This window comes from Sediminibacterium sp. GW821-FHT12F12 (assembly GCF_058806635.1).
On record NZ_JBXAPW010000002.1, the window covers coordinates 471,227 to 497,827 of the forward strand.

The 26,601-nt window shown below is 45.4% G+C and carries 26 protein-coding genes; 20 read left to right on the top strand and 6 right to left on the bottom strand.

Features of this window, described 5'->3' with window-relative positions; genetic code table 11:
- Both AC1RNB_RS04535 and AC1RNB_RS04540 read right to left on the bottom strand, forming a co-directional pair.
- Positions 1-510 (bottom strand): hypothetical protein, encoded by a 510-nt coding sequence (locus AC1RNB_RS04535; RefSeq protein ID WP_493081085.1) that lies wholly within the window; start codon positions 508-510, stop codon positions 1-3.
- A 119-nt stretch (positions 511-629) separates the two neighbouring features.
- Positions 630-1,331, bottom strand: coding sequence for a Crp/Fnr family transcriptional regulator (locus tag AC1RNB_RS04540; protein WP_493081087.1), 702 nt, complete (start codon positions 1,329-1,331; stop codon positions 630-632).
- A gap of 172 nt (positions 1,332-1,503) precedes the next feature.
- Between AC1RNB_RS04540 and AC1RNB_RS04545 the strand changes: the two genes are divergently transcribed.
- From AC1RNB_RS04545 to AC1RNB_RS04555, 3 genes are all read left to right on the top strand, one after another.
- Entirely contained in the window at positions 1,504-2,535 is a 1,032-nt protein-coding gene (locus tag AC1RNB_RS04545) for a radical SAM/SPASM domain-containing protein (RefSeq protein ID WP_493081089.1), read from the top strand.
- 94 nt (positions 2,536-2,629) lie between these two features.
- Positions 2,630-3,121 (top strand): MarR family winged helix-turn-helix transcriptional regulator, encoded by a 492-nt coding sequence (locus tag AC1RNB_RS04550; protein ID WP_493081091.1) that lies wholly within the window; start codon positions 2,630-2,632, stop codon positions 3,119-3,121.
- A 70-nt stretch (positions 3,122-3,191) separates the two neighbouring features.
- Entirely contained in the window at positions 3,192-4,679 is a 1,488-nt protein-coding gene (locus tag AC1RNB_RS04555) for a glycoside hydrolase family 10-like protein (protein WP_493081092.1), read from the top strand.
- Here the strand turns inward: AC1RNB_RS04555 and AC1RNB_RS04560 are convergent, their stop codons facing one another.
- Positions 4,680-5,150, bottom strand: coding sequence for an SRPBCC family protein (locus tag AC1RNB_RS04560; protein WP_493081094.1), 471 nt, complete (start codon positions 5,148-5,150; stop codon positions 4,680-4,682). It abuts the gene before it with no gap.
- A gap of 169 nt (positions 5,151-5,319) precedes the next feature.
- Between AC1RNB_RS04560 and AC1RNB_RS04565 the strand changes: the two genes are divergently transcribed.
- From AC1RNB_RS04565 to AC1RNB_RS04605, 9 genes are all read left to right on the top strand, one after another.
- On the top strand, positions 5,320-8,460 hold the full coding sequence (locus tag AC1RNB_RS04565) for an ATP-dependent helicase (protein ID WP_493081096.1): 3,141 nt from the start codon (positions 5,320-5,322) through the stop codon (positions 8,458-8,460).
- A 120-nt stretch (positions 8,461-8,580) separates the two neighbouring features.
- On the top strand, positions 8,581-9,987 hold the full coding sequence (locus tag AC1RNB_RS04570; protein ID WP_493081098.1) for an Ig-like domain-containing domain: 1,407 nt from the start codon (positions 8,581-8,583) through the stop codon (positions 9,985-9,987).
- 75 nt (positions 9,988-10,062) lie between these two features.
- On the top strand, positions 10,063-10,677 hold the full coding sequence (gene recR, locus AC1RNB_RS04575) for a recombination mediator RecR (RefSeq protein ID WP_493081100.1): 615 nt from the start codon (positions 10,063-10,065) through the stop codon (positions 10,675-10,677).
- A 111-nt stretch (positions 10,678-10,788) separates the two neighbouring features.
- On the top strand, positions 10,789-11,205 hold the full coding sequence (locus AC1RNB_RS04580) for an OB-fold protein (RefSeq protein ID WP_493081102.1): 417 nt from the start codon (positions 10,789-10,791) through the stop codon (positions 11,203-11,205).
- Between the two features lie 13 nt (positions 11,206-11,218).
- Positions 11,219-11,743, top strand: coding sequence for a YceI family protein (locus AC1RNB_RS04585; RefSeq protein ID WP_493081104.1), 525 nt, complete (start codon positions 11,219-11,221; stop codon positions 11,741-11,743).
- Between the two features lie 24 nt (positions 11,744-11,767).
- Positions 11,768-12,670 carry a DUF5777 family beta-barrel protein gene (locus AC1RNB_RS04590; RefSeq protein WP_493081105.1) on the top strand — a complete coding sequence of 301 codons (903 nt, stop codon included), beginning with the start codon at positions 11,768-11,770 and terminating at the stop codon, positions 12,668-12,670.
- 308 nt (positions 12,671-12,978) lie between these two features.
- Entirely contained in the window at positions 12,979-13,992 is a 1,014-nt protein-coding gene (locus AC1RNB_RS04595) for a homocysteine S-methyltransferase family protein (protein ID WP_493081107.1), read from the top strand.
- 46 nt (positions 13,993-14,038) lie between these two features.
- A complete protein-coding gene (gene metH / locus AC1RNB_RS04600) occupies positions 14,039-16,750 on the top strand; it encodes a methionine synthase (RefSeq protein ID WP_493081108.1) in 2,712 nt (903 codons plus the stop codon).
- A 130-nt stretch (positions 16,751-16,880) separates the two neighbouring features.
- Entirely contained in the window at positions 16,881-17,690 is an 810-nt protein-coding gene (locus tag AC1RNB_RS04605; RefSeq protein ID WP_493081110.1) for a hypothetical protein, read from the top strand.
- 3 nt (positions 17,691-17,693) lie between these two features.
- On the opposite strand, the gene AC1RNB_RS04610 is transcribed toward AC1RNB_RS04605, so the two are convergent.
- The gene (locus tag AC1RNB_RS04610) at positions 17,694-18,425 is read right to left on the bottom strand and encodes an LOG family protein (RefSeq protein WP_493081112.1); all 732 of its coding nucleotides are present in this window, start codon (positions 18,423-18,425) and stop codon (positions 17,694-17,696) included.
- Between the two features lie 84 nt (positions 18,426-18,509).
- Between AC1RNB_RS04610 and AC1RNB_RS04615 the strand changes: the two genes are divergently transcribed.
- The 5 genes from AC1RNB_RS04615 (at position 18,510) to AC1RNB_RS04635 (ending at position 21,948) form a co-directional block, all read left to right on the top strand.
- On the top strand, positions 18,510-19,895 hold the full coding sequence (locus AC1RNB_RS04615) for a hypothetical protein (protein WP_493081113.1): 1,386 nt from the start codon (positions 18,510-18,512) through the stop codon (positions 19,893-19,895).
- 14 nt (positions 19,896-19,909) lie between these two features.
- On the top strand, positions 19,910-20,680 hold the full coding sequence (locus AC1RNB_RS04620; RefSeq protein ID WP_493081114.1) for an exodeoxyribonuclease III: 771 nt from the start codon (positions 19,910-19,912) through the stop codon (positions 20,678-20,680).
- Positions 20,681-20,777: 97 nt separating this feature from the next.
- Complete coding sequence (locus AC1RNB_RS04625; protein WP_493081116.1) at positions 20,778-21,083, top strand: DUF4286 family protein; 306 nt, start codon at positions 20,778-20,780, stop codon at positions 21,081-21,083.
- A 294-nt stretch (positions 21,084-21,377) separates the two neighbouring features.
- A complete protein-coding gene (locus AC1RNB_RS04630; protein WP_161816834.1) occupies positions 21,378-21,647 on the top strand; it encodes an HU family DNA-binding protein in 270 nt (89 codons plus the stop codon).
- Positions 21,648-21,831: 184 nt separating this feature from the next.
- The gene (locus AC1RNB_RS04635) at positions 21,832-21,948 is read left to right on the top strand and encodes a 30S ribosomal protein THX (protein WP_493081118.1); all 117 of its coding nucleotides are present in this window, start codon (positions 21,832-21,834) and stop codon (positions 21,946-21,948) included.
- A 96-nt stretch (positions 21,949-22,044) separates the two neighbouring features.
- Here AC1RNB_RS04635 and AC1RNB_RS04640 read toward each other — a convergent pair whose 3' ends face one another.
- On the bottom strand, positions 22,045-23,340 hold the full coding sequence (locus AC1RNB_RS04640) for an aminotransferase class V-fold PLP-dependent enzyme (protein ID WP_493081120.1): 1,296 nt from the start codon (positions 23,338-23,340) through the stop codon (positions 22,045-22,047).
- A gap of 75 nt (positions 23,341-23,415) precedes the next feature.
- On the opposite strand from AC1RNB_RS04640, the gene AC1RNB_RS04645 reads away from it, so the two are divergent.
- On the top strand, positions 23,416-23,649 hold the full coding sequence (locus AC1RNB_RS04645) for a hypothetical protein (RefSeq protein ID WP_493081121.1): 234 nt from the start codon (positions 23,416-23,418) through the stop codon (positions 23,647-23,649).
- A gap of 27 nt (positions 23,650-23,676) precedes the next feature.
- Here AC1RNB_RS04645 and meaB read toward each other — a convergent pair whose 3' ends face one another.
- On the bottom strand, positions 23,677-24,582 hold the full coding sequence (gene meaB, locus AC1RNB_RS04650; RefSeq protein ID WP_493081123.1) for a methylmalonyl Co-A mutase-associated GTPase MeaB: 906 nt from the start codon (positions 24,580-24,582) through the stop codon (positions 23,677-23,679).
- On the opposite strand from meaB, the gene AC1RNB_RS04655 reads away from it, so the two are divergent.
- The gene (locus AC1RNB_RS04655) at positions 24,581-25,834 is read left to right on the top strand and encodes an O-antigen ligase family protein (protein WP_493081125.1); all 1,254 of its coding nucleotides are present in this window, start codon (positions 24,581-24,583) and stop codon (positions 25,832-25,834) included. The genes meaB and AC1RNB_RS04655 overlap by 2 nt on opposite strands.
- Complete coding sequence (locus tag AC1RNB_RS04660) at positions 25,827-26,591, top strand: glycosyltransferase family 2 protein (RefSeq protein WP_493081127.1); 765 nt, start codon at positions 25,827-25,829, stop codon at positions 26,589-26,591. The genes AC1RNB_RS04655 and AC1RNB_RS04660 overlap by 8 nt, the downstream gene beginning before the upstream one ends.
- The last annotated feature ends 10 nt before the right edge of the window (positions 26,592-26,601 follow it).

Sequence of the window (26,601 nt, forward strand, 5' to 3'; positions counted from 1 at the left end):
CTATTCTGCCGATTGTGGTTTGCTACTGATAGAAGGATATAACAGACTCTGTTCGATATAGATCCATTGATGAATTTCTCTTTCCAGGAGGAACAGTTCATTCACACAGGCCTTCCACTCTTTACACCAGCCGGGCTGAACCACATAGTTATTCAGTTGCTGGCGGAGTTTGAGTAACAAGTTAATAATAACCTGCTGTGTCTGGTGTATATTCTCGGGAATTTTTGGTGGGATCACATAACCCGGTCCCGCATTTTTAATGGCTGGAAAAATGATACCGGTTTCTTTGAGGAAAAGGTGCTCTACCTCGTCCTGCAGTTTGGCAAACAGCAACTGAACCAGCTCATATACCGGTTCCGGTGTTACTTTATTCGATTCCTGTGAAAAATAATCGGCGATTTTGCGGCAAGATAACCTGATCTCGCGCTGGCATTCCTTTTCTACGAGGTTGCATAGACCTGGTGGATCTAATGTTTCCTGCAACTTCGTATCCCATTGTTTCATCAACATGTCCCTTCCATTTGACTGCAAGATACCCAGCTGCATTAGGGGGATATATGATGATACTCAATCAAAAACATGATTTTTATCATGTTTTTGATACATGAAATTAAAATTAATGTATACGATCAGTCCTGCAGATTGGCGGCCCTGATTAATTCCTTCGGTTTCATGATCTTGATCTTCTTGCCATCCAGCTCTACCATGCCATCTTTTTTGAATTCAGAGAGCAGGCGGATGGCCGATTCTGTGGCCGTACCAACCAGGTTGGCTATTTCTTCGCGTGAGAGGCGAACATTGAGGGTAATACCATCTTCCTCAAAACCATAGGTTTCTTTAATGAACAGCAGGGTTTCGGCCAGTCGTTCGCGGATGGGTTTCTGGGCCAGGTGGGTCAGTTTGATTTCGGCTCTGTGCAGCTCATCACTCAGAAGTTTCATCATTTCAAAAGCCAATCCCGGATCCAGTTTCAGTACACTTACAAACAGGTCTTTGGGTATGAAACAGATCTGGGTATCTTCCAGTGCCACTGCGCTCGCACTGTACCTGTCGCCACTTAAAAGGGCGCGGTATCCCAGTACATCACCGGCTTTGAGCAGGCGGATGATCTGTTCCTTACCATCATCGCCCTGGTGAGAGAGTTTTACCTTACCATCGTTGATACAATACACCCCAAACGGATAGGATCCTTCATTGAAAAGGATCTGCCCTCTTTTGTACACATTACAAATCTTCTGCTCATTGATCTGATTTACATACTCCTCTTTTGCCTTGCAAAAAACAGAGTTGAACCTTTGTGAACAGGATTGACAGGTGCTATGATCGTTCATTGGTTAATAGTACAATTCGCACAAATTTAGAATTTATCTGTTATAAAAGGTTTTTTCCTTGAATTTGTGGATTGATTTTCAGCTTTCTGCCCAAATAACAGGGGCTGCAATAGTGTTAGTTTTATCGCAACTGCTTATTTATCACCCTTCACAGCCTATTTTTACAAGTATTATGCCTTATTTTAACTGGAACGATAGTATTAATTTTTTTAACAAACTGAGTATCCGCAGACTGTGGAATGCCGCAAAAGTGTACAGCAGTTACCAGCTAACCAAACTTACCGGCAAACCCATCCAGTGGGGGTATCCTATTTCCATCTCTTTTGAACCTACTACTTCCTGTAATCTGCGCTGCCCCGAATGCCCAAGCGGCTTACGGGCATTTACCCGTCCTACGGGCATGCTGGAGAACAGTTTTTTCAAACAAACCATCGACGATATTTACAAAGATCTGCTTTACCTGATCTTTTATTTCCAGGGCGAGCCATACCTGAATCCGGATTTCCTTAGCATGGTGAAGTATGCGCATGACAAGGGGATCTATACAGCCACTTCTACCAATGCTCATTACCTGACAGATGAAAAAGCAAAACAAACCGTTGAAAGCGGGCTTGACCGGCTGATCATTTCCATAGATGGAACCACCCAGGATGTATACCAGCAGTACCGCGTTGGCGGCAAGCTGGATAAAGTGCTGGAAGGAGCCCGCAATATTGTAAAGTGGAAAAAAGAGCTGAACAGTAAAACACCTTTCGTCTTCTTCCAGTTCCTGGTAGTAAAACCCAATGAACACCAGATAGAAGAGATCAAACGCCTGGGCAAAGAGATCGGGGTAGACCAGGTGCGGTTTAAAACCGCACAGGTATACGATTACGAGAACGATCCCCACCAGCTGATCCCCACTATCCAGAAATACAGCCGTTATAAAAAAGATGCCAGCGGAAAAATGAACGTGAAAAGCGGTCTCAGTAACCATTGCTGGAAGCTCTGGCATGCCAATGTGATTACCTGGGATGGACTGGTGGTACCCTGCTGTTTTGATAAAGATGCCACCCACCAGCTGGGTAATCTGCAGACACAAAGCTTTAAAGAAACCTGGCATAACGATAATTACCGCCAGTTCCGCCGCGAACTGCTTACCAGCCGCAAGAACATAGATATCTGTGCCAATTGCAGCGAGGGACTGACGGTATGGGAGTCGTGAGTCGTCAGTCGTGAGGCGTGAGTAAGGAAAGTTTATCCATTTCTTCCTACTCACTGCTGATCACTCACGGTTCACGTCTGACGACTCACGATTCATGCGATACCCTTATTTTTACAAAACGATGGGCATAGAAAAAGATATACAGCAGCAGCAGTTCCGGAATGATTACCAGAAGGCTACGGTAAATATTATCTTTTCTGCAGGATGGTTACAGGAGAAGATCAAGACTTTTCTGGATGCGGAAGATATTACCCCGCAGCAATACAATATCCTGCGGATCCTCCGTGGAAACAAGGAACCGCTTAGTACCCTTCAGATCCGCGAAAGGATGCTTGATAAGATGAGCGATACCAGCCGTATCGTAGAAAGACTGCAGAAAAAAGCCCTTGTAGAAAAGAAGACCTGCCCAACAGACAAGCGCCTGGTTGATGTGGTAATCTCCAAAAAAGGACTGGCTTTGCTCGATAAACTGGATAAAAGGAACGGCGAGCTGGATAGTATGCTACATAACCTGAGCAGCGAGGAAGCCCAGACACTGAACCAGTTACTCGATAAAATGCGTGACACCCCCAGGCAAACCCTGTGAATTACCCGTAACTTCCTGTTAAATCATCCACAATCGCTTCAAAGAGCATGAGGCGGTTTATCTTCGTGAGATGAAGATTCTCTTTCGCCTCATCCTCCTTTTGACAGCCTTCTGTTATTTACCCGGCAGTAATGCGCAAACCGGTTCGCCCAATTATGAATTCAGGGGGGTATGGATTGCTTCGGTCGTGAATATTGACTGGCCCAGTAAAAAGAACCTGTCTGTAGAAGAACAGAAAGCCGAGTATATCCGCCTTCTTGACCTGCACCAGCGTAACGGCATGAATGTGATTGTGATGCAGGTAAGGCCGGCAGGCGATGTATTATATCCCTCTCCCTTTGAACCCTGGAGCGAATACCTTACCGGGAAACAGGGGTTACCTCCATCTCCGTTCTATGACCCGATGGAATTCATGATCAATGAAACGCATAAACGTGGCATGGAATTTCATGCCTGGCTGAATCCTTACCGTGCGGTGTTTGATATGCTGCGTTCTTCCATCTCGCCTTCCCATCTCACCAAAACACATCCTGAATGGTTTCTGGTGTATGGAGGCAAGAAATATTTCAATCCCGGCTTACCCGAAGTAAGGGCACATCTTGGTAAAGTAGTGCGCGATATGGTTACCCGGTACGATATAGATGGGATTCATATGGACGATTATTTTTACCCCTATCGCATCGCCGGTAAAGAATTTCCCGATCAAAAAGATTACCTGAAATATGGCAAGGGCCTTAGCAAAGACAGCTGGAGAAGGAGTAACTGCGATAGTGCGATCCTACAGATCCACGATATCATCCGCAGCGTAAAACCAAGGGTGAAATTCGGGGTAAGCCCTTTCGGAATCTGGCGCAACAAAAGCCAGGATGCCATAGGTAGTGAGACCCGAGGCGGGCAAACCAATTACGATGACCTGTATGCAGATATCCTGCTTTGGCTGCAGAAAGGATGGATTGATTATGTGGTGCCGCAATTATACTGGGAGCGCGGACATAAGCTGGCCGATTATGGCGTTTTACTGGATTGGTGGAACAAATACACGTATGGCAAACACCTCTATATAGGCCATGGCATTTACCGTGCAGGCACCAATACTGCCTGGAAAAATCCGAATGAAATTCCACAGCAGATCGCGGAACTGAGGAATTATCCAACTACGCAGGGCAGCGTTTATTTCAGCAGCAAAACTTTTGAAAAGAACCCGATGGGCTGGAACGATAGCCTGCGCAATCATTACTACCATTACCCGGCACTAGTACCTGCCATGCCGTGGATCGATAATTCAGCACCTGCGCAACCCCTGGTGCAGCAACAGGACAACAATACGGTGAAACTGGTATACAAGGGGGAAGAAAAGATCAAGGCCTTTGGCGTACTAACCCTGACACAGAATACTGCTGTGAAGTTTGCACTGGCGCAGCTGGTACAGGTAGTAGTGGCCGATAAAATAGCGGTAGTTGACCTGTCAAAAATCCCCGATACAAAGAACAAACGTATATTCTTTGTATCAGTGGATATCGATAATAATGTGAGTCCGATGACAGAATTGGTAAAGTAGTTATACCCATTTCCCGAAGCGTTGTTCCACGGCTACAAATCGATGATCAAAGATCTGTTTCAGCTGGGCTTTTACCATTACTAACCAGGCAAGATCTCCGAGAAACCAGAGGGGTAGTTTGTAGTGCACAATATCCGTCATTTCTACGCCTCCTTCGATCTCCCTGAAATGATGCTGGTGATGCCAGAGGCTGTAGGGACCAAAACGCTGTTCATCCACAAAATATTTTTTGTCTGATACATGGGTTATCTCCGTCATCCAGTACAGGGGAATACCAAGAATAGGTTTTACGGTGTATTCAATGATCTGCCCGGGGTACATTTTTTCGCCATGGTGTTTGGAAATGATATGAAACCCAAGGTTGGGCGGTGTAATATCTTTCAGGTTATCCGGGCGGCTGAAAAACTCCCAGGCCTGGTCTAAACTGATCGGGATTTTTTGTACGGTTTTGATGGAGTAGACTTTTGACATGTAGTAACAACAACTTCACCACCAAAAAGTTCGACTCACCCCGACATCGCTTCGCTCGTCGACCCTCTCTACTGCGTAGAGAGGGTGGTATTCTCCCCTTCCCCTCCCTGCAAAGCAGAGAGGGGTGACGAGCGAAGCGATGTCGGGGTGAGTTGATTATCTTTACGCTATGGCCGCTACCCAACAACAGAAAGAACAATTCGAAAAAATCTATACCAACCTGAACGAACAGCAAAAACGTGCTGTAGATACCATTGAAGGTCCGGTAATGGTAATTGCCGGACCGGGTACGGGTAAAACCCAGATTCTGAGTGCCCGCATCGGTAAAATACTGTTAGACACAGATACACAGGCCGAGAATATTCTCTGTTTAACCTATACCGATGCCGGTGCAGTGGCCATGCGCAAACGCTTGCTGGGATTTATCGGTCCGGATGCATACAAAGTGAATATTTATACCTTTCACGCTTTCTGTAATGATATCATCCAGGAAAACCTGTCTTTGTTCGAGAAAACCGTGCTGGATCCGATTTCGGACCTCGAAAAGATCGATCTGTTCAAACAACTGATCGATGGCTTTCCCAAAAATCATCCGCTGAAACGGTACCGGGGTGATGTGTATTTTGAGATCAACAACCTGCAGCAACTCTTCAGTGCCATGAAGCGGGAGGGGTGGACACCCGCTTTCATCAACCAGAAAATTGATGAATACGTAAACGAATTGCCTACCCGCGATGAATTTATTTACCAGCGCGCTTACAAACAATTCAAAAAAGGTGACCTCAAAGAGAACAAGATCGAAGAAGCCAGGGAAAAAATGGAAAAACTGCGTGCCGCTGTAAACGAGTTTGAACGTTTTCAGAAACTGATGCGCAGCCGCAACCGCTATGATTTTGATGACATGATCAACTGGGTGATCAAAGCTTTTGAAGAGAACAAAATCTTACTGGCCCGTTATCAGGAACAGTTCCTGTATATTCTGGTAGATGAATACCAGGATACCAGCGGTACGCAGAACCGGCTGGTAGAACTGCTGATCAGTTATTGGGAACAGCCCAATGTATTTGTAGTGGGAGATGATGACCAGAGTATTTACCGCTTTCAGGGCGCCAATGTAGAAAACATGGAAGCTTTTGCCCAGAAATATGAAGAAGACCTGTTGGCCGTTGTATTGCAGGAAAACTACCGCTCTACCCAACCCATTCTGGATATTTCAAAAACCCTGATAGACAGGAACGAAGAAAGACTCGTGAAAAAGATCAAGGGCCTTACCAAAAATCTTTCTGCAGCTAACAGCACACTGAGCCAGCTTACGCACAAGCTGGTTATTACCGAATACGAAACACAACGCCAGGAAATGATCCATCTTACCCTGGCGGTAGAAAAACTGCTGGCACAAAAAGTAGAACCGGGTCTGATCAGTATCATTTATAAAGAGAATAAATACGGCGAAGAACTGGCGCAGTATTTTGCACAACGTAATATTCCGGTATACAGCAAACGCAACCTGAATATTCTCGAGATCCCGCTCGCTAAAAAAATCATCCTGTTGCTGGAATACCTGGCCGCAGAACATGATATACCAGATGGAGGAGATGAAATGTTATTCGAGATCCTGCACTTCGACTGGTTTGGCATTGCACCTATAGAAATAGCCAAACTGACTTCTGCGGTAGCCGATAGGAAATTTGGTCAAAATAAAACCTCCCTCCGGAAATTATTATACGAAAAAGTAAATGCCCCGGCCCGAGACCTCTTTAGCGGGGCAGCCCCTGCTGGTATGAAAGCCGCCAGTGATGCCATTGAAAAACTGCTGGCCGATGCGTCGAATGTAACATTGGTGAACCTGGTAGAGAACTGTATCCGTGATGCGGGACTACTGAACCAGATCATGCTGAGCCCTGATAAACACTGGCATTTACAGGTGCTCACCGGTTTATTTGATTTCATCAAGGAAGAAGCCCGCCGTAATCCAAATCTGACGCTGGAGCAACTGGTCAATATTTTTATGCTGATGGAGAAAGAGGGACTGAAACTGCCATTGGTACAGGTAAGCGGCAGCGAAAAAGGAGTAAACCTGTTAACGGCCCATGGTTCAAAAGGGCTCGAATTTGAACATGTATTCCTCGCAGGTTGTAATGCTTCCAGTTGGGAAAAGAAACGCAAACCAGGTGGTGGCTATAGTTTCCCCGATACCATGTTCACTTCGCAACCCAAACAAACGGACGAAGAGGAACTGAGGCGTTTGTTTTATGTGGCGCTGACAAGGGCCAAACAACATCTGCATATATCCTACAGCCGCTTTAAAAATGACGGCAAAGAACTGGAGCCATCCATGTTCATTGCTGAAATACAGGATACGCATCTGTTACCAGTGGAGAAAGTAATACTGGATAAAGAAGTGCTCAGTGAATTTGCCATGATCCAGTTTACGGCGGTACAGGTACCGGAAATAGAAAAGAACGAGGCAGAATTTATCAGCCAGCTCCTCGACAAATTTGTGATGAATGTAACGGCACTGAACAACTACCTGAAATGTCCGTTGCAGTTCTATTTTCAGAACCTGGTCAGGGTGCCTTCGGGCAAATCCGAAGCAACAGAGTTTGGTTCTGCCGTACACCATGCTTTGCATAAACTGTTTGAGAAAATGCAGCAAACGGAACAGTTTCCGGGAAAAGAAGAATTTATTCTCGATTTTAACTGGTACATGAACCGTAACCGGGAAAGTTTTACCAAAGAGCAGTTTGCCCGCAGAATGGAATACGGACAGGAAGTACTCGGCAATTATTACGACCAGTATCACAAGAGCTGGAACAAGGTAGTAGCCGTGGAAAGAACCATTCGCAATATTGTGGTAGAAGGTGTGCCGCTGAAGGGGAAACTGGATAAGCTGGAATTCAATGGCAAAGAAGTGAACATAGTAGACTATAAAACCGGTGATATTGATAAGGCCAAAGACAAACTGAAGCCACCGCACGAGGAAGATCCCCATGGCGGCGATTACTGGCGCCAGGCGGTATTTTACAAGATCCTGGTAGATCATTATGAGCAGAAAAGCTGGAAGGCGGTAAGTACAGAGTTCGATTTTATAGAACCTGACAAAAAGAAACAATACCGGAAAGAAAAGATCGTGATCAGTCCGGAAGACATTACCACCGTAACCCAACAGATCAAAACCGTTTGGCAGAAAATTCAGGACCGTGCTTTTTATACCGGCTGCGGCAAACCCGAATGCCATTGGTGCAATTTTGTAAAAACCAACGAAATGGCCATTGCCCTGCACGATCTTTCTGTGGAAGAACCGGAATAGGAATGAATCTGTTTATTAGTTGAAAGAAACGCAGGAATCCGTTTCTGCCCTCCACAATTCGCTTTCTCTTCACAAAGATTTGATGCGGTAAGCTGCCCGGAGTTCTATATTTGTGCTCACATGAAAAAGGTATCCGGTTTCTTATTGGTAGTAGCCCTGTACATGGTTTTGATATTGCAGTTAAGTTCCTGTGCCAATATCATCCCGCCCGGTGGCGGACCCAGGGATAGTTTACCACCCCGGCTGGTAATGGCCCAACCCAAAGATTCGGCTGTGAATGTGACCAGTAAAAATATCACCCTCACATTTGATGAATATATCACGTTGCAGAGTCCGCAGCAAAGCCTGATCATCTCGCCCAACCCTTCTTCACAGGGTACCCCATTGATTGACTACAAGTTGCGGAACGTGACCATCAAACTGAAAGATAGCCTGGAGCCCAATACTACTTACTCTTTCAATTTCGGGGATGCTATCCGTGATGTGAATGAAAATAATATAGCCCAGAATTTCACCTATGTATTTTCTACCGGAAAAAGCATCGATTACAACAGTTACAGCGGAAAAGTATTACTGGCAGAAAAAGGAAAAGTGGATAGTACCCTGATTGTGCTGCTGCATCGTAACCTGAACGATACAGCCGTGATAAAAGAGAGACCCCGCTATTACACACGCCTCAACGGCAAAGGCGAATTTACTTTCCGCAACCTGCCGCAGGGGCAGTTTGCCGTATATGTTTTACCCGGTGCCGATATTTCCAGGAAATACGATGACAGTACCAAAATGTTCGCCTTTCGCAACGGCCCCATTACTGTAAGTGCCAATACGCCCGGTGACACTTTATATGCTTTTGAAGAAGCCAAACGCACCGAATTCAAATCGCCCGAAACTGCTAAAATAACTGCCGCTGTACGGGATGATAAACGATTAAAGTACACCCATGATCTGGAGAATGGCCTGCAGGATCTGCTGCGGGGTTTCACCCTCAGCTTCAACCGGAAACTCACCGGTTTCGACAGTACTAAGTTTATACTTGCCGATACGGGCTACCAAAAAATAGAGGGTGCTTCTTTTACACTGGATAGTACCGGAACAAAAGTGACACTCGCCTATCCCTGGAAAGAAGCGAAGTCATTCCGTTTACTCATTGCCAAAAATGCAGTGGCTGATTCGGCAGGAGCGGAACTTCCCAAAGCAGATACCATCCGTTTTATCACCAAACGGGAGTCTGATTACGGCAGTATCCGGATCCGTTTTACCAACCTCGACCTCAGCAAAAAACCCGTATTGCAGTTTGTGCAGGGAGAGAAACTGGTAGAAACGGTTGCACTCACTCAAAATGATTTCCAACGTAAGCGTTATGCACCCGGAAGCTATGAAATGAGGATATTGTATGATACCAATCAGAACGGCAGATGGGATACCGGTAATTATAAAGCCAAACGGCAGCCCGAAACCGTGTTCCTCATTCCCCGCCAGCTGGCCATACGCGCCAACTGGGATAATGAGGTAACCATTACACTCTAGTTACTGTGTGCTGTAACAGTTCCCGTCTCACGAATAATCTTAACTTTGCAGTCTTATCAGCCCCTTACCTGAATTATGCAGCTCCCTTCCTCCTTACTAGAAAACGCAGTGGCCCAGTTTACCAAACTACCCGGTATTGGTAAAAAAACGGCTTTGCGACTGGTGCTGCACCTGCTGAAACAGGACGTGAACGAAGTGCAGCATTTTGGCGAAACCATTGCCCGGATGCGCCGCGATATTAAATTCTGTCAGCGTTGCCATAATGTGAGCGATGGGGATATCTGTTCCATCTGCTCTAATTCCATGCGTAACCAGCGGATGATCTGCGTAGTAGAGAATATCAGGGATGTGATAGCGATAGAGAGTACCCAGCAGCTGAGCGGCACTTACCATGTGCTGGGGGGCATTATTTCTCCATTGGATGGGGTAGGTCCGGATCAGCTCAATATCGAATCGCTGGTGGCCAGGATCACCAAGGAAGAGACCGAAGAACTGGTTTTTGCCCTGAATCCCAATATCCAGGGCGATACCACGATTTACTATATACAGAAAAAAATTGCCCACCTGCCCTGCCGCATTACTACCATTGCCCGGGGTATCGCTTTCGGGGGCGAGCTGGAGTATGCCGATGAAATGACGCTGGCACGCAGCATTGCCAACCGCCTGCCGGTTCAGCAGTACGTTAAATAAGCTTTCTTACAGAACAATTTTAGCATTCAGGCAACCATATTTTTGATCAGCCGTATCGGTTTGTATTGATACAATGAGTAATTTGCTGTTTAAACAACAAATTTTGCCCGTATGCAGAAATGGAAAAAAACAATACTCATTATCGGTGGCTTCGGTTTGCTGGCAGCCCTGGCGGTAGTGTTATATGTATTCCTGAAGCCACACAGAGATGTATCGAATGAAAAAGGTGTTCAATTAACGGCACAGGCATTGTTTGATGCGTTTAAAACCAATGAAGCAGAAGCCAATACGAGATACCTCGACAAAGCCATTGAACTGAGCGGAGAAGTAGCAGATGTAAATACAAACCAGGATGGCCATATTGTCGTAAATGTGAAGACCAACGATCCTTTATTCATGATCAACTGTACGTTTAAAACCAATCCGGGCACATTACAACCCGGGCAAACGATCACTTTTAAAGGCATCTGTACCGGTTATATACCAGATATGAATGTAGTGATCAATGAAGGTGTCTTAGTTAAATAGTAAAAACCCGTTTATGAAATTTGTATTTGTTTTTTTGATAGGCATTCTTTTCTTAGGAACACAGGCGGAAGCACAGAAAGTATTCGGTACCCGCAACGGTAAAATCACTTTTGCATCTCCTACGGATGAAGATGTAAAATCGACCAACAACGAAGTAGCCAGCCGGATAGCAGATAACGGTCAGATCACTTTCAGTGCACTGATTAAAGGATTCAAGTTCAAGTATGCCGAAATGCAGGAGCATTTTAACGACCAGTATCTCGAAAGCAATAAGTTCCCGAGAGCTGATTTCAAAGGCACCATCGTGAACCTGAAAGACGTGAATTTCGGCAAAGACGGTTCCTATAAAGTATCGGTAAAAGGAGATCTTACTATGCACGGTGTAACCAGAAATATCACGGCTGCAGGTACCATCGAGATTAAAGGAGGGAAGCCGCTGGCGAATTGCAAATTTGTGATCCGGATGAAGGATTTTAACGTAGATGCATCCAGTGTTACCGAAACGGTAAACGTTGATGTGAGCTGTCAATACCAATAATTCCACACACATAAACTATCACCTATGATAATCTTTGCCAAAAGGTTACTGGCCATTGTATGCCTTAGCCTGACCATTGTTTCTGCCCGCGCGCAGCAGGTAGATCTTTTCAAATTGCAGGATAGCACCAATGCTGCCGACAATAAAACCCTGGGTAACGAACCGGTTATCAACACTTTTTATTCTACCCGCCTGGTAAACAGCCATACCGTTGAAATTCTAGGGCCGGGCAGTATGGATTTCCGGATCAACCACCGTTTCTCACCCCTGAATATGGGTCTGTACGACATGTTCGGTCTCGACTATGCTTCTATGCGTATGGGCTTTGACTTTGGGCTGTCTAAAAACCTGATGGTGGGCATTGGCCGCTCAACCATATATAAAGAGCTGGATGGTTTTATCAAATACAGGGTCATGCACCAAAGCGCCGGTTCCGGCGCCCCACTGTCCATCACTCTTTTGGGTGCCATGGCCTATCGCAGCATAGATATGGACCCCACACTGAAAGTGACCGGCTCAGACAGAACCTATTATACGGCCCAGGTATTGATAGCGCGTAAATTCAATGCCAATACTTCCCTGCAGGTATCGCCCACTTATACCCGTTATAACCGTTTGATCTACTTAACCGGTGGCGCCAAAGACCTTTTCTCGGTAGGTTTTCTGGCCAGGCAGAAGATCAGCAAGCGTGTAAGCATTAACCTGGAGTATTTTGCCAGCACCAAAAGCTTTAATGGTACACATGATCCTCTATCTGTTGGGGTAGATATCAATACAGGTGGGCACGTATTTCAACTGCATTTTACCAATGCTACCGGCATGAACGAACATAGTTTTATCCATGAAACCACCGGATCCTGGGGCAAGGGAGATATCCGCTGGGGCTTCAACATCTCCCGGATCTTCCACATTGGCAGAAAAAAATAACCGTTTTCCAATCCAATATCTCTTTACTGAAAGCCCGCCGGTAGGTACCCCCCTACAGCGGGCTTTCTCAGTTTTGTATGAGTCCCTCTATAATTTTGCCATAAGCCTCCTACCCTTTATCTTTGCCATCCTTACTACAGGCGGATTTGTTTATTGTTCGGCCTGATTTCCCGCTTCGGCGGAAACAATCGAACTAATAAACGTTTTGAAGTGATCTACACATAACACCTTCCAAAGCGTTTACAGTTCCTTATCAATGATCCCGTAATAGCATCTGTTGATTCTCTTATGGGGCTAAAACATAGTATATGGATATCAGAAAAGAATTGGAAAAACGCATCCTGGTCATCGATGGTGCCATGGGTACCATGATACAACGGCACAAACTGACAGAAGAAGATTACCGCGGAGAGCGGTTTAAAGACTGGCATTCAGATGTAAAGGGCAATAACGACCTGCTTTGTATTACGCAGCCCGAGATCATCAAAGGCATTCATAAATTATACCTGGCAGCCGGGGCCGATATCATTGAAACCAACACTTTCAGCAGCACCGTTATTGCCATGGCTGATTATGATATGCAGTCGCTGGCCTATGAACTCAATGTAGCTGCCGCCAAATGTGCCAGAGATGCCGTAAAGGAATTTATGGCAGAAAACCCGGGTACCACACCCAAATTTGTAGCCGGTGCCATCGGGCCATTGAACAAAACCCTGAGTCTTTCCCCCGACGTAAATAATCCCGGTTACCGCGCCGTTACCTTTGATGAAGTAGTTGCAGCTTACTACGAACAGATCAAAGGCCTGGTAGATGGTGGGGTAGACATACTGCTGATTGAAACCATTTTTGATACCCTCAATGCCAAAGGTGCCATTTTCGCGGCCAAAAAATATTTCCGCGATCAGCAACGCAAAGAGTTACCCATCATGATCAGCGGTACCATTACCGATGCATCGGGCAGAACACTCAGCGGACAAACTCTTGAAGCTTTCTACACATCCGTAATGCATGCGCGGCCTTTAAGCGTAGGCCTGAACTGTGCGCTGGGTGCGGCTGAGATGAGAAGTCATATTGAAGAGCTTTCACAGATTGCCGCCTGTTATACATCTGCCTACCCCAACGCCGGTTTACCCAATGCCATGGGCGAGTACGATGAACAACCGCATGAAACCGCTCATTTTATTGAAGAATGGGCCAAAGAAGGTTTTGTGAATATTGTTGGGGGCTGTTGCGGTACCACACCAGACCATATCAAACATATAGCGGATCATGTACGGAAAATTGCACCAAGGGCTTTGCCGGTGCTGGAAGAGAGTTTATAACGAATCAACCCACTGTTTGCTTTGTAGCCGGCAGTAAAAAAATAGTATGAGCACAACCATCAAACCTTACTTACGTTTATCCGGCCTGGAACCCCTGGTGATCAGACCCGAAACCAATTTTGTGAATGTTGGTGAACGTACCAATGTTACCGGCTCTAAAAAATTTGCCAGACTGGTACGCGAAGGGCAGTATGAAGAAGCTTTGTCGGTAGCCCGTCAGCAGGTAGAGAACGGTGCACAGATCCTGGATGTAAATATGGACGATGCCATGCTGGATGGAGTGAGTGCCATGACCACTTACCTTAACCTCCTGCAAAGCGAACCGGATATCGCCCGCATTCCCATCATGATCGACAGTTCCAAATTCGAGATCATTGAAGCAGGGTTGAAATGTGTTCAGGGAAGGTGTATTGTGAACTCCATCTCGATGAAAGAGGGAGAAGAAAAATTTATTGAACAGGCGTTTATCTGCAAAGCCTATGGTGCTGCGGTAATTGTGATGGCATTTGATGAAATCGGTCAGGCCGATACCAAACAACGCAAAGTAGAGATCTGCCACCGGGCCTATAAGATCCTTACCGAGCAAGTAGGCTATGATCCGCAGGATATCATTTTTGACCCCAACATTTTTGCGATCGCTACCGGTATCGAAGAACACAATAATTATGCGGTTGATTTTATCGAAGCCACCCGCGAAATCAAACAACTGATGCCACTCACAAAAGTGAGTGGTGGGGTATCAAACGTATCTTTCTCTTTCCGCGGTAACGATCATGTAAGGGAAGCTATCCACTCCGTATTCCTGTTCCACGCTATTAAAGCGGGCATGGACATGGGTATTGTAAATGCCGGGCAGCTGGTAGTGTACGATGAAATCGAGCCCACGCTGAAACAGTTATGCGAAGATGTGATCCTGAACCGCAACAACGATAATAACGAAGCCACTGAAAAACTGATCGTATTTGCCGAAACGGTGAAAGCGAAGGGTAAAGTGGAAGTAAAAGACGAAGCCTGGAGAAATGAACCCGTAGAAAAACGACTGGCGCATTCTCTCATTAACGGTATCACCGATTATATTGAAGCAGATACAGAAGAAGCCCGCCAGAAATACCCCACCCCGCTGGAAGTGATCGAAGGACCACTGATGGATGGAATGGGAATTGTTGGTGACCTCTTCGGTGCCGGAAAAATGTTTCTGCCGCAGGTAGTAAAGAGTGCCCGTGTGATGAAGAAAAGTGTAGCGGTACTTACTCCCTATATTGAAGCAGAGAAAGAAGAAAGAAAACAGGCACACCTTGCCGCCGGAACCACCAACAGCGAAGCTGCCGGTGCTGCCAAAATATTACTGGCTACCGTAAAAGGGGATGTGCATGATATCGGTAAAAATATTGTAGGTGTAGTATTGGGTTGTAACGGTTACGATATCATTGATATGGGTGTGATGGTACCTGCTGATAAAATCCTCGAAACTGCACAAAGGGAAAAAGCAGATATCATTGGTCTGAGTGGTCTTATCACTCCGTCACTCGATGAGATGGTTCATATTGCCAAAGAAATGAAACGCCGGGGTATGACACAACCCCTGCTCATTGGTGGTGCCACTACTTCGCGTATCCATACTGCCGTTAAAATTGCACCAGAATACCAGGAAGGCGTAGTGCATGTACTGGATGCATCCAGAAGTGTAACCGTTGCCGGTTCCCTGCTGAGCAAAGAACAAAAACCAGATTTTCTCCAGGGTATAAAAGAAGAATATATCAAACTGAAAGAAGGATTTGATAATAAGAAGGTTGTAAAAACCTATCTTCCCTATAGCCAGGCACTACAGAATAAAGTGGCAGTTGACTGGAAAAACCATACTACACAAACCCCTGCGTTTACAGGTACCAAAGTGTTTGAGGCGTACGACCTGAATAGTCTCCGCCCATTCATAGACTGGAAACCTTTCTTTATTGCCTGGGAAATGCATGGCAACTTCCCCGATATTTTAACCGACAGTGTAGTTGGTAAAGAAGCTACCAAACTGTATAACGATGCCAATGCACTGATCGATCAGCTCATTGCAGAAAAATGGTTGACCGCCAAAGGAACCATCGGTTTCTGGGAAGCCAGCAGCGTAGAGGATGATGTGGAAGTAAGCTCACCGGATGGTCCCGTGCAACTTTCCTTCCTGCGCCAGCAGATCAAAAAAGCAGCCGATCAGCCTAATTTATCACTGGCCGATTTTATTGCGCCTAAAACCAGCGGTAAAAAAGATTTTATCGGCGCCTTTGCCGTAACCCTGCATGGCATAGAAGAACATATCAAAAAATTTGAAGCCAACCACGACGACTATAACAAGATCATGTTACAGGCATTGGCCGACAGGTTTGCGGAAGCGTTTGCAGAAGCCTTACACCTGCAGGTAAGAAAAGAATACTGGGGCTACGATAAAGACGAACAGCTGAGCAACGAAGACCTGATTAAAGAACAATACATGGGTATCAGGCCGGCACCGGGCTACCCTGCCTGTCCTGACCATACAGAAAAATACAAACTCTTTGATCTGCTCAAAGCAACCGATACCATTGGGGTACAGCTTACCGAAAGCCTGGCCATGTACCCGGCATCTTCTGTTTGCGGCTGGTATTTCTCTAATCCCAAAAGCCAGTATTTCGGCGTTGGAAAGATCCAGCGCGACCAGCTGGAAGATTATGCCAAACGTAAGCATATGCCGTTGGTAGAAGCAGAAAGATGGTTGAGTCCCGTATTGGAATAAACAAACAATTACATCCTTTTATAAACCCTTTTCACTGTGAACCAGCAGCGGAATGGGTTTTTGCTGTCGGCAACCTATGGCCGGTTATGTGCCGCCAGCTATTATCTTTGTGGTCTGAAAACTTGTAACCGTGAATCCACTGAGAGCTTTTGTTGTTATTCTACTGAGTTTACCCATTTTTGTCAACGCACAGAACAAGAAAACCGGACGTAAAGGCGAATTATATTTTTCCTGGGGATATAACAAGGAATGGTACACCAACTCCAACGTAAAAGTGAACCAAGCTGCGCTGAACAGCCAGTATGCATTGAAAAATGTAAAATCACACGATAATCCGGGTTGGGACAAAGGTATTTTCAACACACCGATCAGTATTCCACAATACAATTACCGATTGGGTTATTTCTTTAACCGCAAAAAAGGATTGGCTTTCGAGATCAATTTCGATCATACCAAACACCTGATACAGGATGGACAAACCATCCGGATAGCAGGCACACTCAATGGCCGTCAGGTAGACTCCTCCATCAACTTTTCTGAAGGCAATGGTTTTTATTATTACCTGAACAATGGCGCCAATTTTTTATTGTTCAATATTGTAAAAAGATGGAACTGGCAGCAAAGTAAAACCGGCAATTTTAAAATTGATGCACTGGGTAAGGCAGGTATTGGTCCCCTGATTCCGCATGTGCAGAACAGTCTTTTCGGTAAAGCCAATGATCCCGGTTTTCAGATCGGCGGTTGGAATATGGGAGTAGAAGCCGCTGTTCGCGCTACTTTTCACAAACGTGTTTACCTGGAGTTTGCCAATAAACTGGACTATGCCCGATATTCCAATCTGAAAGTGTACCAGGGAACGGCCAAACAGGCTTTTGGCACGTATGAGCTGATCCTGAGTCTGGGGGTAACCATTGATGCAGGAAAGCGAATTACAGAATAAAACTTACCGGCTTTCCAGCAACCACCATAATCTTTTCCGGGGTTTTACCTTGAAGTTTTTGGCGATATAGGCACCGATATACTGCATAGCTTCATCAATATCATCTGTTAACAGGATCAAATCTTTATCTTTGGCCGAGATGGTTCCCTTTTCTACCATTGTATCAATAGCTTCCATCAATGGCATAAAATACTCCTTGCCATATAACACGATCGGAAAATCCGTGATTACGCGGGTCTGGATCAGGGTAATGGTTTCAAACATCTCGTCCATGGTACCATAGCCGCCGGGCAGAATCACAAATGCATAGGAATACTTTACCAGCAACACTTTCCGGATAAAGAAATAATCGAAAGTGATCCACTTCTGCATGTAAGGATTGGGATGCTGCTCAAAAGGAAGTTTGATATTACAGCCTACCGATTCGCCTCCACTCTCAAAAGCACCCCGGTTGGCGGCTTCCATAATACCGGGGCCACCACCCGTCATGGTAGTAAACCCCATGGCAGCAATCCGCTTGCCAAATTCGCGGGCCGCTTCATAATAGGTATGCCCCTCCTTAAACCGGGCCGACCCAAATACGGTAATACAGGGCCCCAGGAAATGCAGGTTACGGAAGCCATAAATCATTTGCCGGAACACACTCCAGGCAAAGAAAAATTCATTGATCCGCGGTTTGGGCCCATCCAGGTATACAGATTCTTTTGCCGGTATGATCCGTTCAGATTTATCCATGATCTATGCTTATATTCATCAATAATTCAAATTAGCATACATTTTGCTATAGTAAAGATAACGCTGTCTAACTGCTTTATACTTATGCGAACAATAATCACCTGCCTGCTTTTCCTGCTTGCCACACAAACGGCATCGGCCCAGCAAAAGATCGTTCTTGAAAATCTTCGCCTTTACAACCTGAACGGTCCAATACTACGTTACCTGCAAAGCCCTGAAATCAAGCAAACCATTGCCACCGAACTGAACCAGTTACTTGGGCAAAAAATGAATAGGCAGCTCACCAATACCAGCGACCTGCCTATTGAACTGCTTGATTTTAATTTTGTTGTGCCGGCAATCAAACCTGTTTTTGCTGATCCGGACCCCCATCTGCTTCATCTGTATCTTGATTTCATTGAAGCCGAACCTTTCTTTTTTTTCAGGTATGACAAAGAAAATGAGATTGACAGCCTTACACAAAAAAGGGTAAAAACAGTTTTCATACTGAAAGCATATATATATAGCTCAGACCAGAAACTAATACGAACAGAAATGCTGAACGTATTGATCAGTGCGGCCGAAACACCGGGCATGGGCAACCTGTATAACCTGGGTATCCGGTTCTCAGACCTCACGGTAACCTCAAAAACTTTTACCGAACTATTCAAAAAAAGTACCTCGTTGCTTCTGGATACAGCCAACAATCTTGCTGCTATTGAAGTAAAACTGCAACCGGCGTATCTGGCCGATAACTATCTCCTTCCTAAAACTCTTAACCGTTCAAGAACTTTTGTCAGCACCCAAAAAAACATCAGTTCTTACCTGCTGGGAAAGCAGACAGAAATGATCCGTATGGGTGAACCTTTGTATGAAGAGATTCTGCTGAGAGGGAAAAAAGCACAAAAATACCCCGACCAGATTACCGCAGCTATCAAAGCCACTCAAAACTTTTCAAGGTCTGATTATGTATTTCTCCGCCAGGAAGGAAGAGATGTGTTAAGAGATAAGAATTACCTGATCAAACTTTGTACCCAGGTAGACCCAACTGATATTCCCGAGGACCGGAACCTGCTCTTCACCCGTTTTCTCCCTGGTAATTTTCATTACCTGCTACAGGAAAAAGATACAGTAGCGCAGTTTTCTATTCTGAAAGAGGTTACAGAAAATGCCAATAAAATCTATCCCAATACCATTACCAATGGCTACGATAGTACCGGCTTTTCTACTTTGCCGGCTTTGGGCAGCCGCATGACAGAATGGGTAGTGGTGTATCGCTATGTAATCAGCGGTTCGTTGACGGGCACACCCTTCCGGATCAAATGCAGTGGTTTCGATAACAGCCTGCGCGAGTTCTTCATCGCCGATCAACTGGTCTGTATTGCACAGGGAAAATTTAACCCGGAAAAATTTGTGCTTTTTGATGCATCTTTATCACCCGAAAAACTGAACCAGTTATTCCTGATCGGTTTTAATCGTTTTCTGGAATAACACAAATTCTATACATGCGTATCATTTCCTATAATGTAAACGGCATCCGCGCCGCTATTAAAAAAGGTTTCGCCGAATGGCTGCAGACAAACCCTGCTGATATTATCTGCCTGCAGGAAACCAAAGCCAGCAAAGAAGATGTGGACCTGAAAGAACTGGAAGCACTGGGTTACCAGTCGTACTGGTTCTCTGCACAAAAAAAAGGATACAGTGGCGTTGCCATTTTTACAAAGATCAAACCTGACAATATAGAATACGGGCATGCCAAAGAACAAAGCGATTTTGAAGGCAGGGTGATCCGTGCCGATTTTGGCGATATTACCCTGATCAACGCGTATTATCCATCCGGCACCAGCGGTGATGAAAGGCAGACATACAAATATCATTGGCTGGATGAGTTTTTTGATTACCTGCAGGATCTGCGTAAAACAAGAAAAAAACTGATCGTAGTAGGCGATTATAATATTGCCCACACAGAAATAGATATACATGATCCGAAAGGAAATAAAAAATCCTCTGGATTTTTACCAGAGGAAAGGGCATGGATGGATAAATTTCTGCAGCACGACTGGGTAGACAGTTTCCGCGAACTGAACCCCGGTGTTACAGGCGCTTATTCCTGGTGGAGCCAGCGTTTCCCCTCGGTACGTTTGCAGAATAAGGGATGGCGGATTGATTATATCTGTGTAACCAAATCCCTGCAACCGCAACTGAAAGAGGCCAGAATCTACCCCGATGTAAAACACAGCGACCACTGCCCCATCTACGCAGAAATCAGTATTTAATTAAAAATGAAAAATTAACAATTAAAAATTAACATTTCAGATCAATCACTACTACGTCAATTATTAATTTTTAATTGCTAATTGTTAATTACCGAAGATGTTTATTTACAACGTAACCACCAAAGTCAGCTGGTCCATACACGAAGCCTGGGTGTTATGGATGCGGGAGAAACATATTCCTGCCATCATGGAAAAAGGGTGTTTTACGGAGTACCGTTTTGCACGTTTACTGGAAACAGATGATACCGAAGGACTTACCTATACCACGCAGTATTATGCCCCCAGCAAAGAAGCGTATGAACGTTATATAGCCGAACATGCAAACGCTTTGCGAAAAGATGCATTGGATAACTGGGGCGACCAGTTCATTGGTTTTCGTTCGTTAATGGAACTTGTGAATTGAGTGTGGATAGTTTACCGAATTCATTTTGGCAATCACAAATCTTTGTTATATTCCGCTAAAACCCGCTCGGGCATTGAATTTCAGACGATTCGCCCCGAAATCCTTGCTGCACAAGGCTTTCAGAGAATATAGTTAAATACGCAATCTATTATATATCAAACCGGATTCAGCTGAAATCCTTTATACATAGGGGTTTTGAAGAAAACAACCATGATAAAAAAAATAATAAAATTTTTTGTTGATTAACAAAAGCGAATAAATTTGTTGCTGTTATTAAACATTAAAAACACATCTATGAACAAAGCTGAATTAATTGCTCAGATCGCTGAAGATGCAGGCGTAACCAAAACACAGGCTAACGCTGCCCTGGATTCTTTTGTAGGCGCTGTAACCAAAACCCTGAAAAAAGGTGACAAAGTTACGCTGGTAGGTTTTGGTACTTTTTCCGTGTCTAAGCGTGCTGCACGTACAGGCCGTAACCCACAAACCGGTGCTGCGATCAAGATCAAAGCTAAAAAAGTTGCTAAATTCAAAGCAGGTAAAGAATTAAGCGCCAAGCTCTAATTATTGCCCAAACAAATTGAAACCCTGCCTGAACCGCGGGGTTTTTTTATGCTTTTGCCTTCCGCCAGGAGCCTCCCTGCAGCTGAATTACCGGCTATTTGAGGCTATTTCAAATGAACTCCCCAAAATCCCCGGGTTTTTCTATTTTTGCAGCCTTACATCATTCATTCAAAAAAACCATACCATGGGAAGAGGTGACAAAAAAACCGCAAAAGGTAAAAGATTCCAGGGCTCATTCGGCAAAAGCCGCCCTGCAAAAGCAACCAAACAAAAAAAGCCTGTAGTAGCCAAAGCCTCCTAAGCTTAACTGCACCGATATTTTGGAAACAATAATCGGGAAATGCACAACCGCAAACTGCGATACCGGCATTTCCCGATTCCAAAATTTTTACACTGGCTATTTTTTCTTAGCCGCTATTTCTCCGATCGCCATCACCAGTTTATCCAGGTCCTGCAAACGGGTATATACATGCGGGGTAATACGTACACAGGATACATTCTCCCACACAATGCCCACCGTGTGAATTTTATAGGTATTGAACAAAGCACTGTCTAATTCGCCCGGCGTCATCCCATCTATCGAAACACCGCAGATCGCACAGGCATATTCCGGTTTAAAAGAAGTATGGATCTTTACTTTAGGAATATCCACCACTTTAGAAGCCCAGTAATTTTTCAGATAGCGGATCCTTTCCTCTTTGCGTTTACTGCCAATCGCATTCTGAAAATTCACCGCTTCGCCAATACCCTGTTCTATCGGAAAACTCCTGGTACCAAGGGTTTCAAACTTCCGGATATCTTCGCTCCGGGGTTTATCATTACAAACCAATGGCCAGATCTTACTGATCTTTTCTTTTTTAATCCATAACATACCACTACCAATCGGCGCACTCAGAAACTTGTGCAAACTGGTACCGAAATAATCACAACCCAGTTCAGGAATCTTGAAATCGAGCAGTCCGAACGAATGCGCCCCATCTACAATCACTTCCAGGTTGTGCTTTTTGGCCATGGCGCAGATCTTTTTCACCGGCATGATCTGTCCGATCCAGTTAATCACATGTGTGATATGGATGATCTTTGTTTTGGAGGTGATCGCTTTTTCATAGGCACTCACGATCTCCTCATCATTCTCTATCGGAAATTTAAAATTCAGCTGGGTGTACACAATGCCTTCGCGTTCGGCCCGTTGTTTCCAGGCATTGATCATATTCGGATAATCCTGTTTGGTACCGATCACTTCATCGCCCGCTTTCAGATCCAGCCCAAAGATCACCGTATTCAGCGCCTCGGTGGCATTCCGGTTAACCGCAATTTCCTCCGGTGAACAACCGGCCAGTATGGCCAGTTTATGGCGCAGCGGTTCGCGGCCCTGGTCCAGAATCCGCCACATATAATAAGAAGGTCCTTCATTGGAAAGTTTATTGTAGCGCTCTACCGCTTCCTGCACCACCCTTGGTGAAGGACTAACGCCTCCATTGTTCAGGATGATCAGGTTGGAGTTAACAGTATAGGCCTGCTGAATTACCATCCAGTAATCCTCATCCTGAGCGGCCACCTCGGGTGTTAACCCCTCAATCCGCTGAGAGGCAGCTTCCCAGGAAGCGGCATGTGCCTGGTTAAATAAACTGTTGGCCGAGAACGCACCGGCCAGTAAACCAACCTTTTGTATAAACTTTCTTCTGGGTTCCATGGGCAATGATTGAACGAGAAAGTTAACGATTTATACGTTTATTCCTGTCTTATCTTTGCAGCAGAAATCAGCAATATGAGGATGAAAGGATGGCTATTAATGCTTTGTATTTTGCTCACCGCATGCAGCACGTCGCTGTTTGCGCAATGCTCTATCTGTACCAAAACGGCGTCTCAATTGGGCGAGGGACCCGCTTCTGCCCTTAACTCGGCCATTATTTATCTGGCCGCTGCTCCTTTTATGGTGATGGGGTATATTGGCTGGCGCTGGTGGAAAAACGAAAAAGCAATAGAGAAAACAGAATCCTGATACATCCCGGATCAGCTAAAAATCTTCTCATTCATTACCCGGCAGATACGCTTTGATGAACTGGTAGAGATTAGTATCCTCCGCTCTTTCCAATTGCTGCTTCAGTACCGATTTGTCTACGTCTTTCATTCTTCTTTGCTGTATGAGATGATAGGCTTTCTCAGCCAATAGCCAATATCTTTTATCATGGGTCTGCACCAACTGCTGGTGTGCCCGGATCTGCTGAAATAATTCTCCTACCCCTTCTTTGTTAGAAGCCACGGTTTTCACGATTGCAATCTCGTGTGTGGTTCTGTGAAATGCCGGCGCCAGCATCAGGCGTAAATTTTTTACAAAACTATCTGCATCTGGCCGGTCGGCCTTGTTCACTACAAAAATATCGGCGATCTCCATTAAACCGGCTTTCATCGTCTGCACTTCATCGCCCGCTTCGGGCACCACTACCACTACGGTGGTATCGGCGAGTCCGGCAATTTCTATTTCACTCTGTCCTACGCCCACGGTTTCAATGATTACCTGATCAAAGCCTGCCGCTTTTACCAGATCAGCGATTTCGATGATGCGGGGATGTAAGCCACCCAAACTGCCCCGGGTAGCCAATGAACGGATGAATACAGAAGGATGGTTGTACCATTCGCTCATCCGGATCCTGTCGCCCAGCAGGGCACCCAGGTTAAAAGGTGAAGAAGGATCCACACATAATACCGCCACTTTCTGGTTCTGTGCCACTATCTCACCGATCAGTGCATCTACTAACGTGCTTTTACCGGCTCCCGGCGGACCGGTGATGCCCGTCAGTTTTGCGTGGGTACTGGCAGGTAATTGCTGCAGCAGCCACTCGTATCCAGCCACTTCATTTTCAACCAGTGAAATGGCACGGGCAAGTGATTTGGTATGGCCCTGCAATAAGTCCTGTAATAATTCTTCCCACATGATTGCTAAAGTAACCCGGAAGAACGAATTTAGACGCATGACAGCACCCCTGTTGAAAAATAAATGGGCCGTACAATGGGTATCGGTCATGCTGGTTCTACTGATGGTTGGCTTGCTGCTCAGTCGTGCGCTGGTATCTCTCTCTTCGGTATTGATAGTAGTTCCTTTCTTTTTTCACAGGCAAATAGATCAAAGAACCCGCGTTCTACTGGTGGCGGTGCTGCTGATCCTGCTGCCTGTGATCATATCGGGCTTCTGGAGCGAAAACCATGCGCTGTGGTGGAACAGCGTGGTGGTAAAAATTCCCCTGGTAACCATGTTACTCGGAATCGGATCGGTGTATTTTTCTGCTGAAAGAAAAACGAAACTGATCTATCTATATCTCTTATTTATCAGTCTGGGTTGCATCTGGAGTTTTTCATATTATCTTCTGGACCCCACTACCATACAAGCAGCCTATCTGCAGGCCAAAACATTACCCACTCCCGCCGATAATGATCATATCCGTTTTAGCTGGATGGTAGTAATCGCGGTGATTTTAGGCTTTTATAGTTGGCGAACTACTCAAACAAAAACTACCCGTTACCTGCTGGCAGCCTGTCTGGTTTTGCTGGTTGTTTACCTGCATGTACTGGCTGCTAAAACAGGGCTGGTTTGTTTGTATGCCGGAAGTGGGATGTATATTATCTATCTCATCATCGTACAGAAAAAATGGAAACCGGGTTTGCTGTTGCTGGCTGTTTGTGCAGTAGCGGCTTTTGCCTGTTACCAAACCATGCCCACCCTGCGTAACCGGGTGCAATATGTACTGTATGATTTTTCGAATTATTCCAGCGGCAAAATTTTGCCGGGGTACTCGGATGCTTCACGTTGGTTATCGATAAAAGCCGGTTACCAGCTTACGGCTCAACACCCATTCGCAGGCGTAGGTTTTGGCGATATGCTTTCTGCAATTGATCAATGGCATCAGTTGAACCACCCCTCCAGCCTGGCTTATGAACGTTTTTTGCCCGCCAACGAGTGGCTGGTATACGGCACCGGCAGTGGCTTGCCGGGGGTATTGTGTTTTACGGCAGGGTTTGTGTTGTTGCTGTACAGAACTACGTCAAGAAATATTTTTTCAGTCATCGTAACCACCATCAGCCTCATTCCTTTTTTGTTTGATGATACCCTGGAAGGACAAACAGGTATCCTGATATTGGCTTTTATTGCTTTCTTTGGGCAGCAGAAACTATCATCTATCCATGTATAACCAACTCTCTGTTGTGATTATCTGCCGCAATGAAGCGGCCATCATCGGCAAAACCATTGCTGCTGCCAGAACCTGTACCGATGATATTGTGGTGGTGGATAGTGGCAGTACCGATGGCACACAGGCAATGGTTACTGCTTTGGGTGCGAGACTGATTGAAACCAGTTGGGAAGGGTATGGCCCCAACAAAAACAAAGGAGTGGCTGCCGCCAGACACGACTGGATCTTATCCATTGATGCCGATGAGATCCCGGATGCAACGCTGCAGCAGGAATTGCAGCAGTTATCATTTACAGATATTGCTGTTGTCTATAATATCCGTTTCCGTGTTTTTCTGGGTGATCAAATGATCCGTTTTGGCGAATGGAGTAACGATCGCCATATCCGTTTATACAACCGCCGCCATGGTGGCTGGAACGACGCTGCGGTGCATGAAGGATTGGTATTCCCTGCAGAAACAAAAACAGTTACATTAAAAGGATATATTCATCATTACACCTCCCGGAACATAGCCGATTTTGCCACCAAAACGGTGAGCTATGCCATGTTGAACGCGCAGAAATATCACCAGCAGGGCAAACGGGCCGGATGGCTTAAATGCAGGCTGGCACCGGCTTTCTCTTTTGTTAAAAATTATCTTTTCCGGCTGGGATTTTTAGATGGAGAAGCCGGTTACACCGTTGCCAAAATGAATGCCTGGTACACCTGGTTAAAATATGCAAGGTTGCGGGAGTTGAACCGGGAGCGTAAAAATTAGCAGCAACAAT

Coding starts and splice junctions, on each gene's coding strand:
- AC1RNB_RS04570 (WP_493081098.1), top strand. CDS start 8,581: ATGAAAAAGGTATCCGGTTTCTTATTGGTAGTAGCCCTGTACATGGTT.
- AC1RNB_RS04655 (WP_493081125.1), top strand. CDS start 24,581: ATGATTGCTAAAGTAACCCGGAAGAACGAATTTAGACGCATGACAGCA.
- AC1RNB_RS04630 (WP_161816834.1), top strand. CDS start 21,378: ATGAACAAAGCTGAATTAATTGCTCAGATCGCTGAAGATGCAGGCGTA.
- meaB (WP_493081123.1), bottom strand. CDS start 24,582: ATGTGGGAAGAATTATTACAGGACTTATTGCAGGGCCATACCAAATCA.
- AC1RNB_RS04590 (WP_493081105.1), top strand. CDS start 11,768: ATGATAATCTTTGCCAAAAGGTTACTGGCCATTGTATGCCTTAGCCTG.
- AC1RNB_RS04580 (WP_493081102.1), top strand. CDS start 10,789: ATGCAGAAATGGAAAAAAACAATACTCATTATCGGTGGCTTCGGTTTG.
- AC1RNB_RS04640 (WP_493081120.1), bottom strand. CDS start 23,340: ATGGAACCCAGAAGAAAGTTTATACAAAAGGTTGGTTTACTGGCCGGT.
- AC1RNB_RS04620 (WP_493081114.1), top strand. CDS start 19,910: ATGCGTATCATTTCCTATAATGTAAACGGCATCCGCGCCGCTATTAAA.
- AC1RNB_RS04565 (WP_493081096.1), top strand. CDS start 5,320: ATGGCCGCTACCCAACAACAGAAAGAACAATTCGAAAAAATCTATACC.
- AC1RNB_RS04560 (WP_493081094.1), bottom strand. CDS start 5,150: ATGTCAAAAGTCTACTCCATCAAAACCGTACAAAAAATCCCGATCAGT.
- AC1RNB_RS04550 (WP_493081091.1), top strand. CDS start 2,630: ATGCGATACCCTTATTTTTACAAAACGATGGGCATAGAAAAAGATATA.
- AC1RNB_RS04540 (WP_493081087.1), bottom strand. CDS start 1,331: ATGAACGATCATAGCACCTGTCAATCCTGTTCACAAAGGTTCAACTCT.
- AC1RNB_RS04545 (WP_493081089.1), top strand. CDS start 1,504: ATGCCTTATTTTAACTGGAACGATAGTATTAATTTTTTTAACAAACTG.
- AC1RNB_RS04645 (WP_493081121.1), top strand. CDS start 23,416: ATGAGGATGAAAGGATGGCTATTAATGCTTTGTATTTTGCTCACCGCA.
- recR (WP_493081100.1), top strand. CDS start 10,063: ATGCAGCTCCCTTCCTCCTTACTAGAAAACGCAGTGGCCCAGTTTACC.
- AC1RNB_RS04610 (WP_493081112.1), bottom strand. CDS start 18,425: ATGGATAAATCTGAACGGATCATACCGGCAAAAGAATCTGTATACCTG.
- AC1RNB_RS04615 (WP_493081113.1), top strand. CDS start 18,510: ATGCGAACAATAATCACCTGCCTGCTTTTCCTGCTTGCCACACAAACG.
- AC1RNB_RS04585 (WP_493081104.1), top strand. CDS start 11,219: ATGAAATTTGTATTTGTTTTTTTGATAGGCATTCTTTTCTTAGGAACA.
- AC1RNB_RS04635 (WP_493081118.1), top strand. CDS start 21,832: ATGGGAAGAGGTGACAAAAAAACCGCAAAAGGTAAAAGATTCCAGGGC.
- AC1RNB_RS04535 (WP_493081085.1), bottom strand. CDS start 510: ATGTTGATGAAACAATGGGATACGAAGTTGCAGGAAACATTAGATCCA.
- AC1RNB_RS04555 (WP_493081092.1), top strand. CDS start 3,192: ATGAAGATTCTCTTTCGCCTCATCCTCCTTTTGACAGCCTTCTGTTAT.
- metH (WP_493081108.1), top strand. CDS start 14,039: ATGAGCACAACCATCAAACCTTACTTACGTTTATCCGGCCTGGAACCC.
- AC1RNB_RS04595 (WP_493081107.1), top strand. CDS start 12,979: ATGGATATCAGAAAAGAATTGGAAAAACGCATCCTGGTCATCGATGGT.
- AC1RNB_RS04625 (WP_493081116.1), top strand. CDS start 20,778: ATGTTTATTTACAACGTAACCACCAAAGTCAGCTGGTCCATACACGAA.
- AC1RNB_RS04660 (WP_493081127.1), top strand. CDS start 25,827: ATGTATAACCAACTCTCTGTTGTGATTATCTGCCGCAATGAAGCGGCC.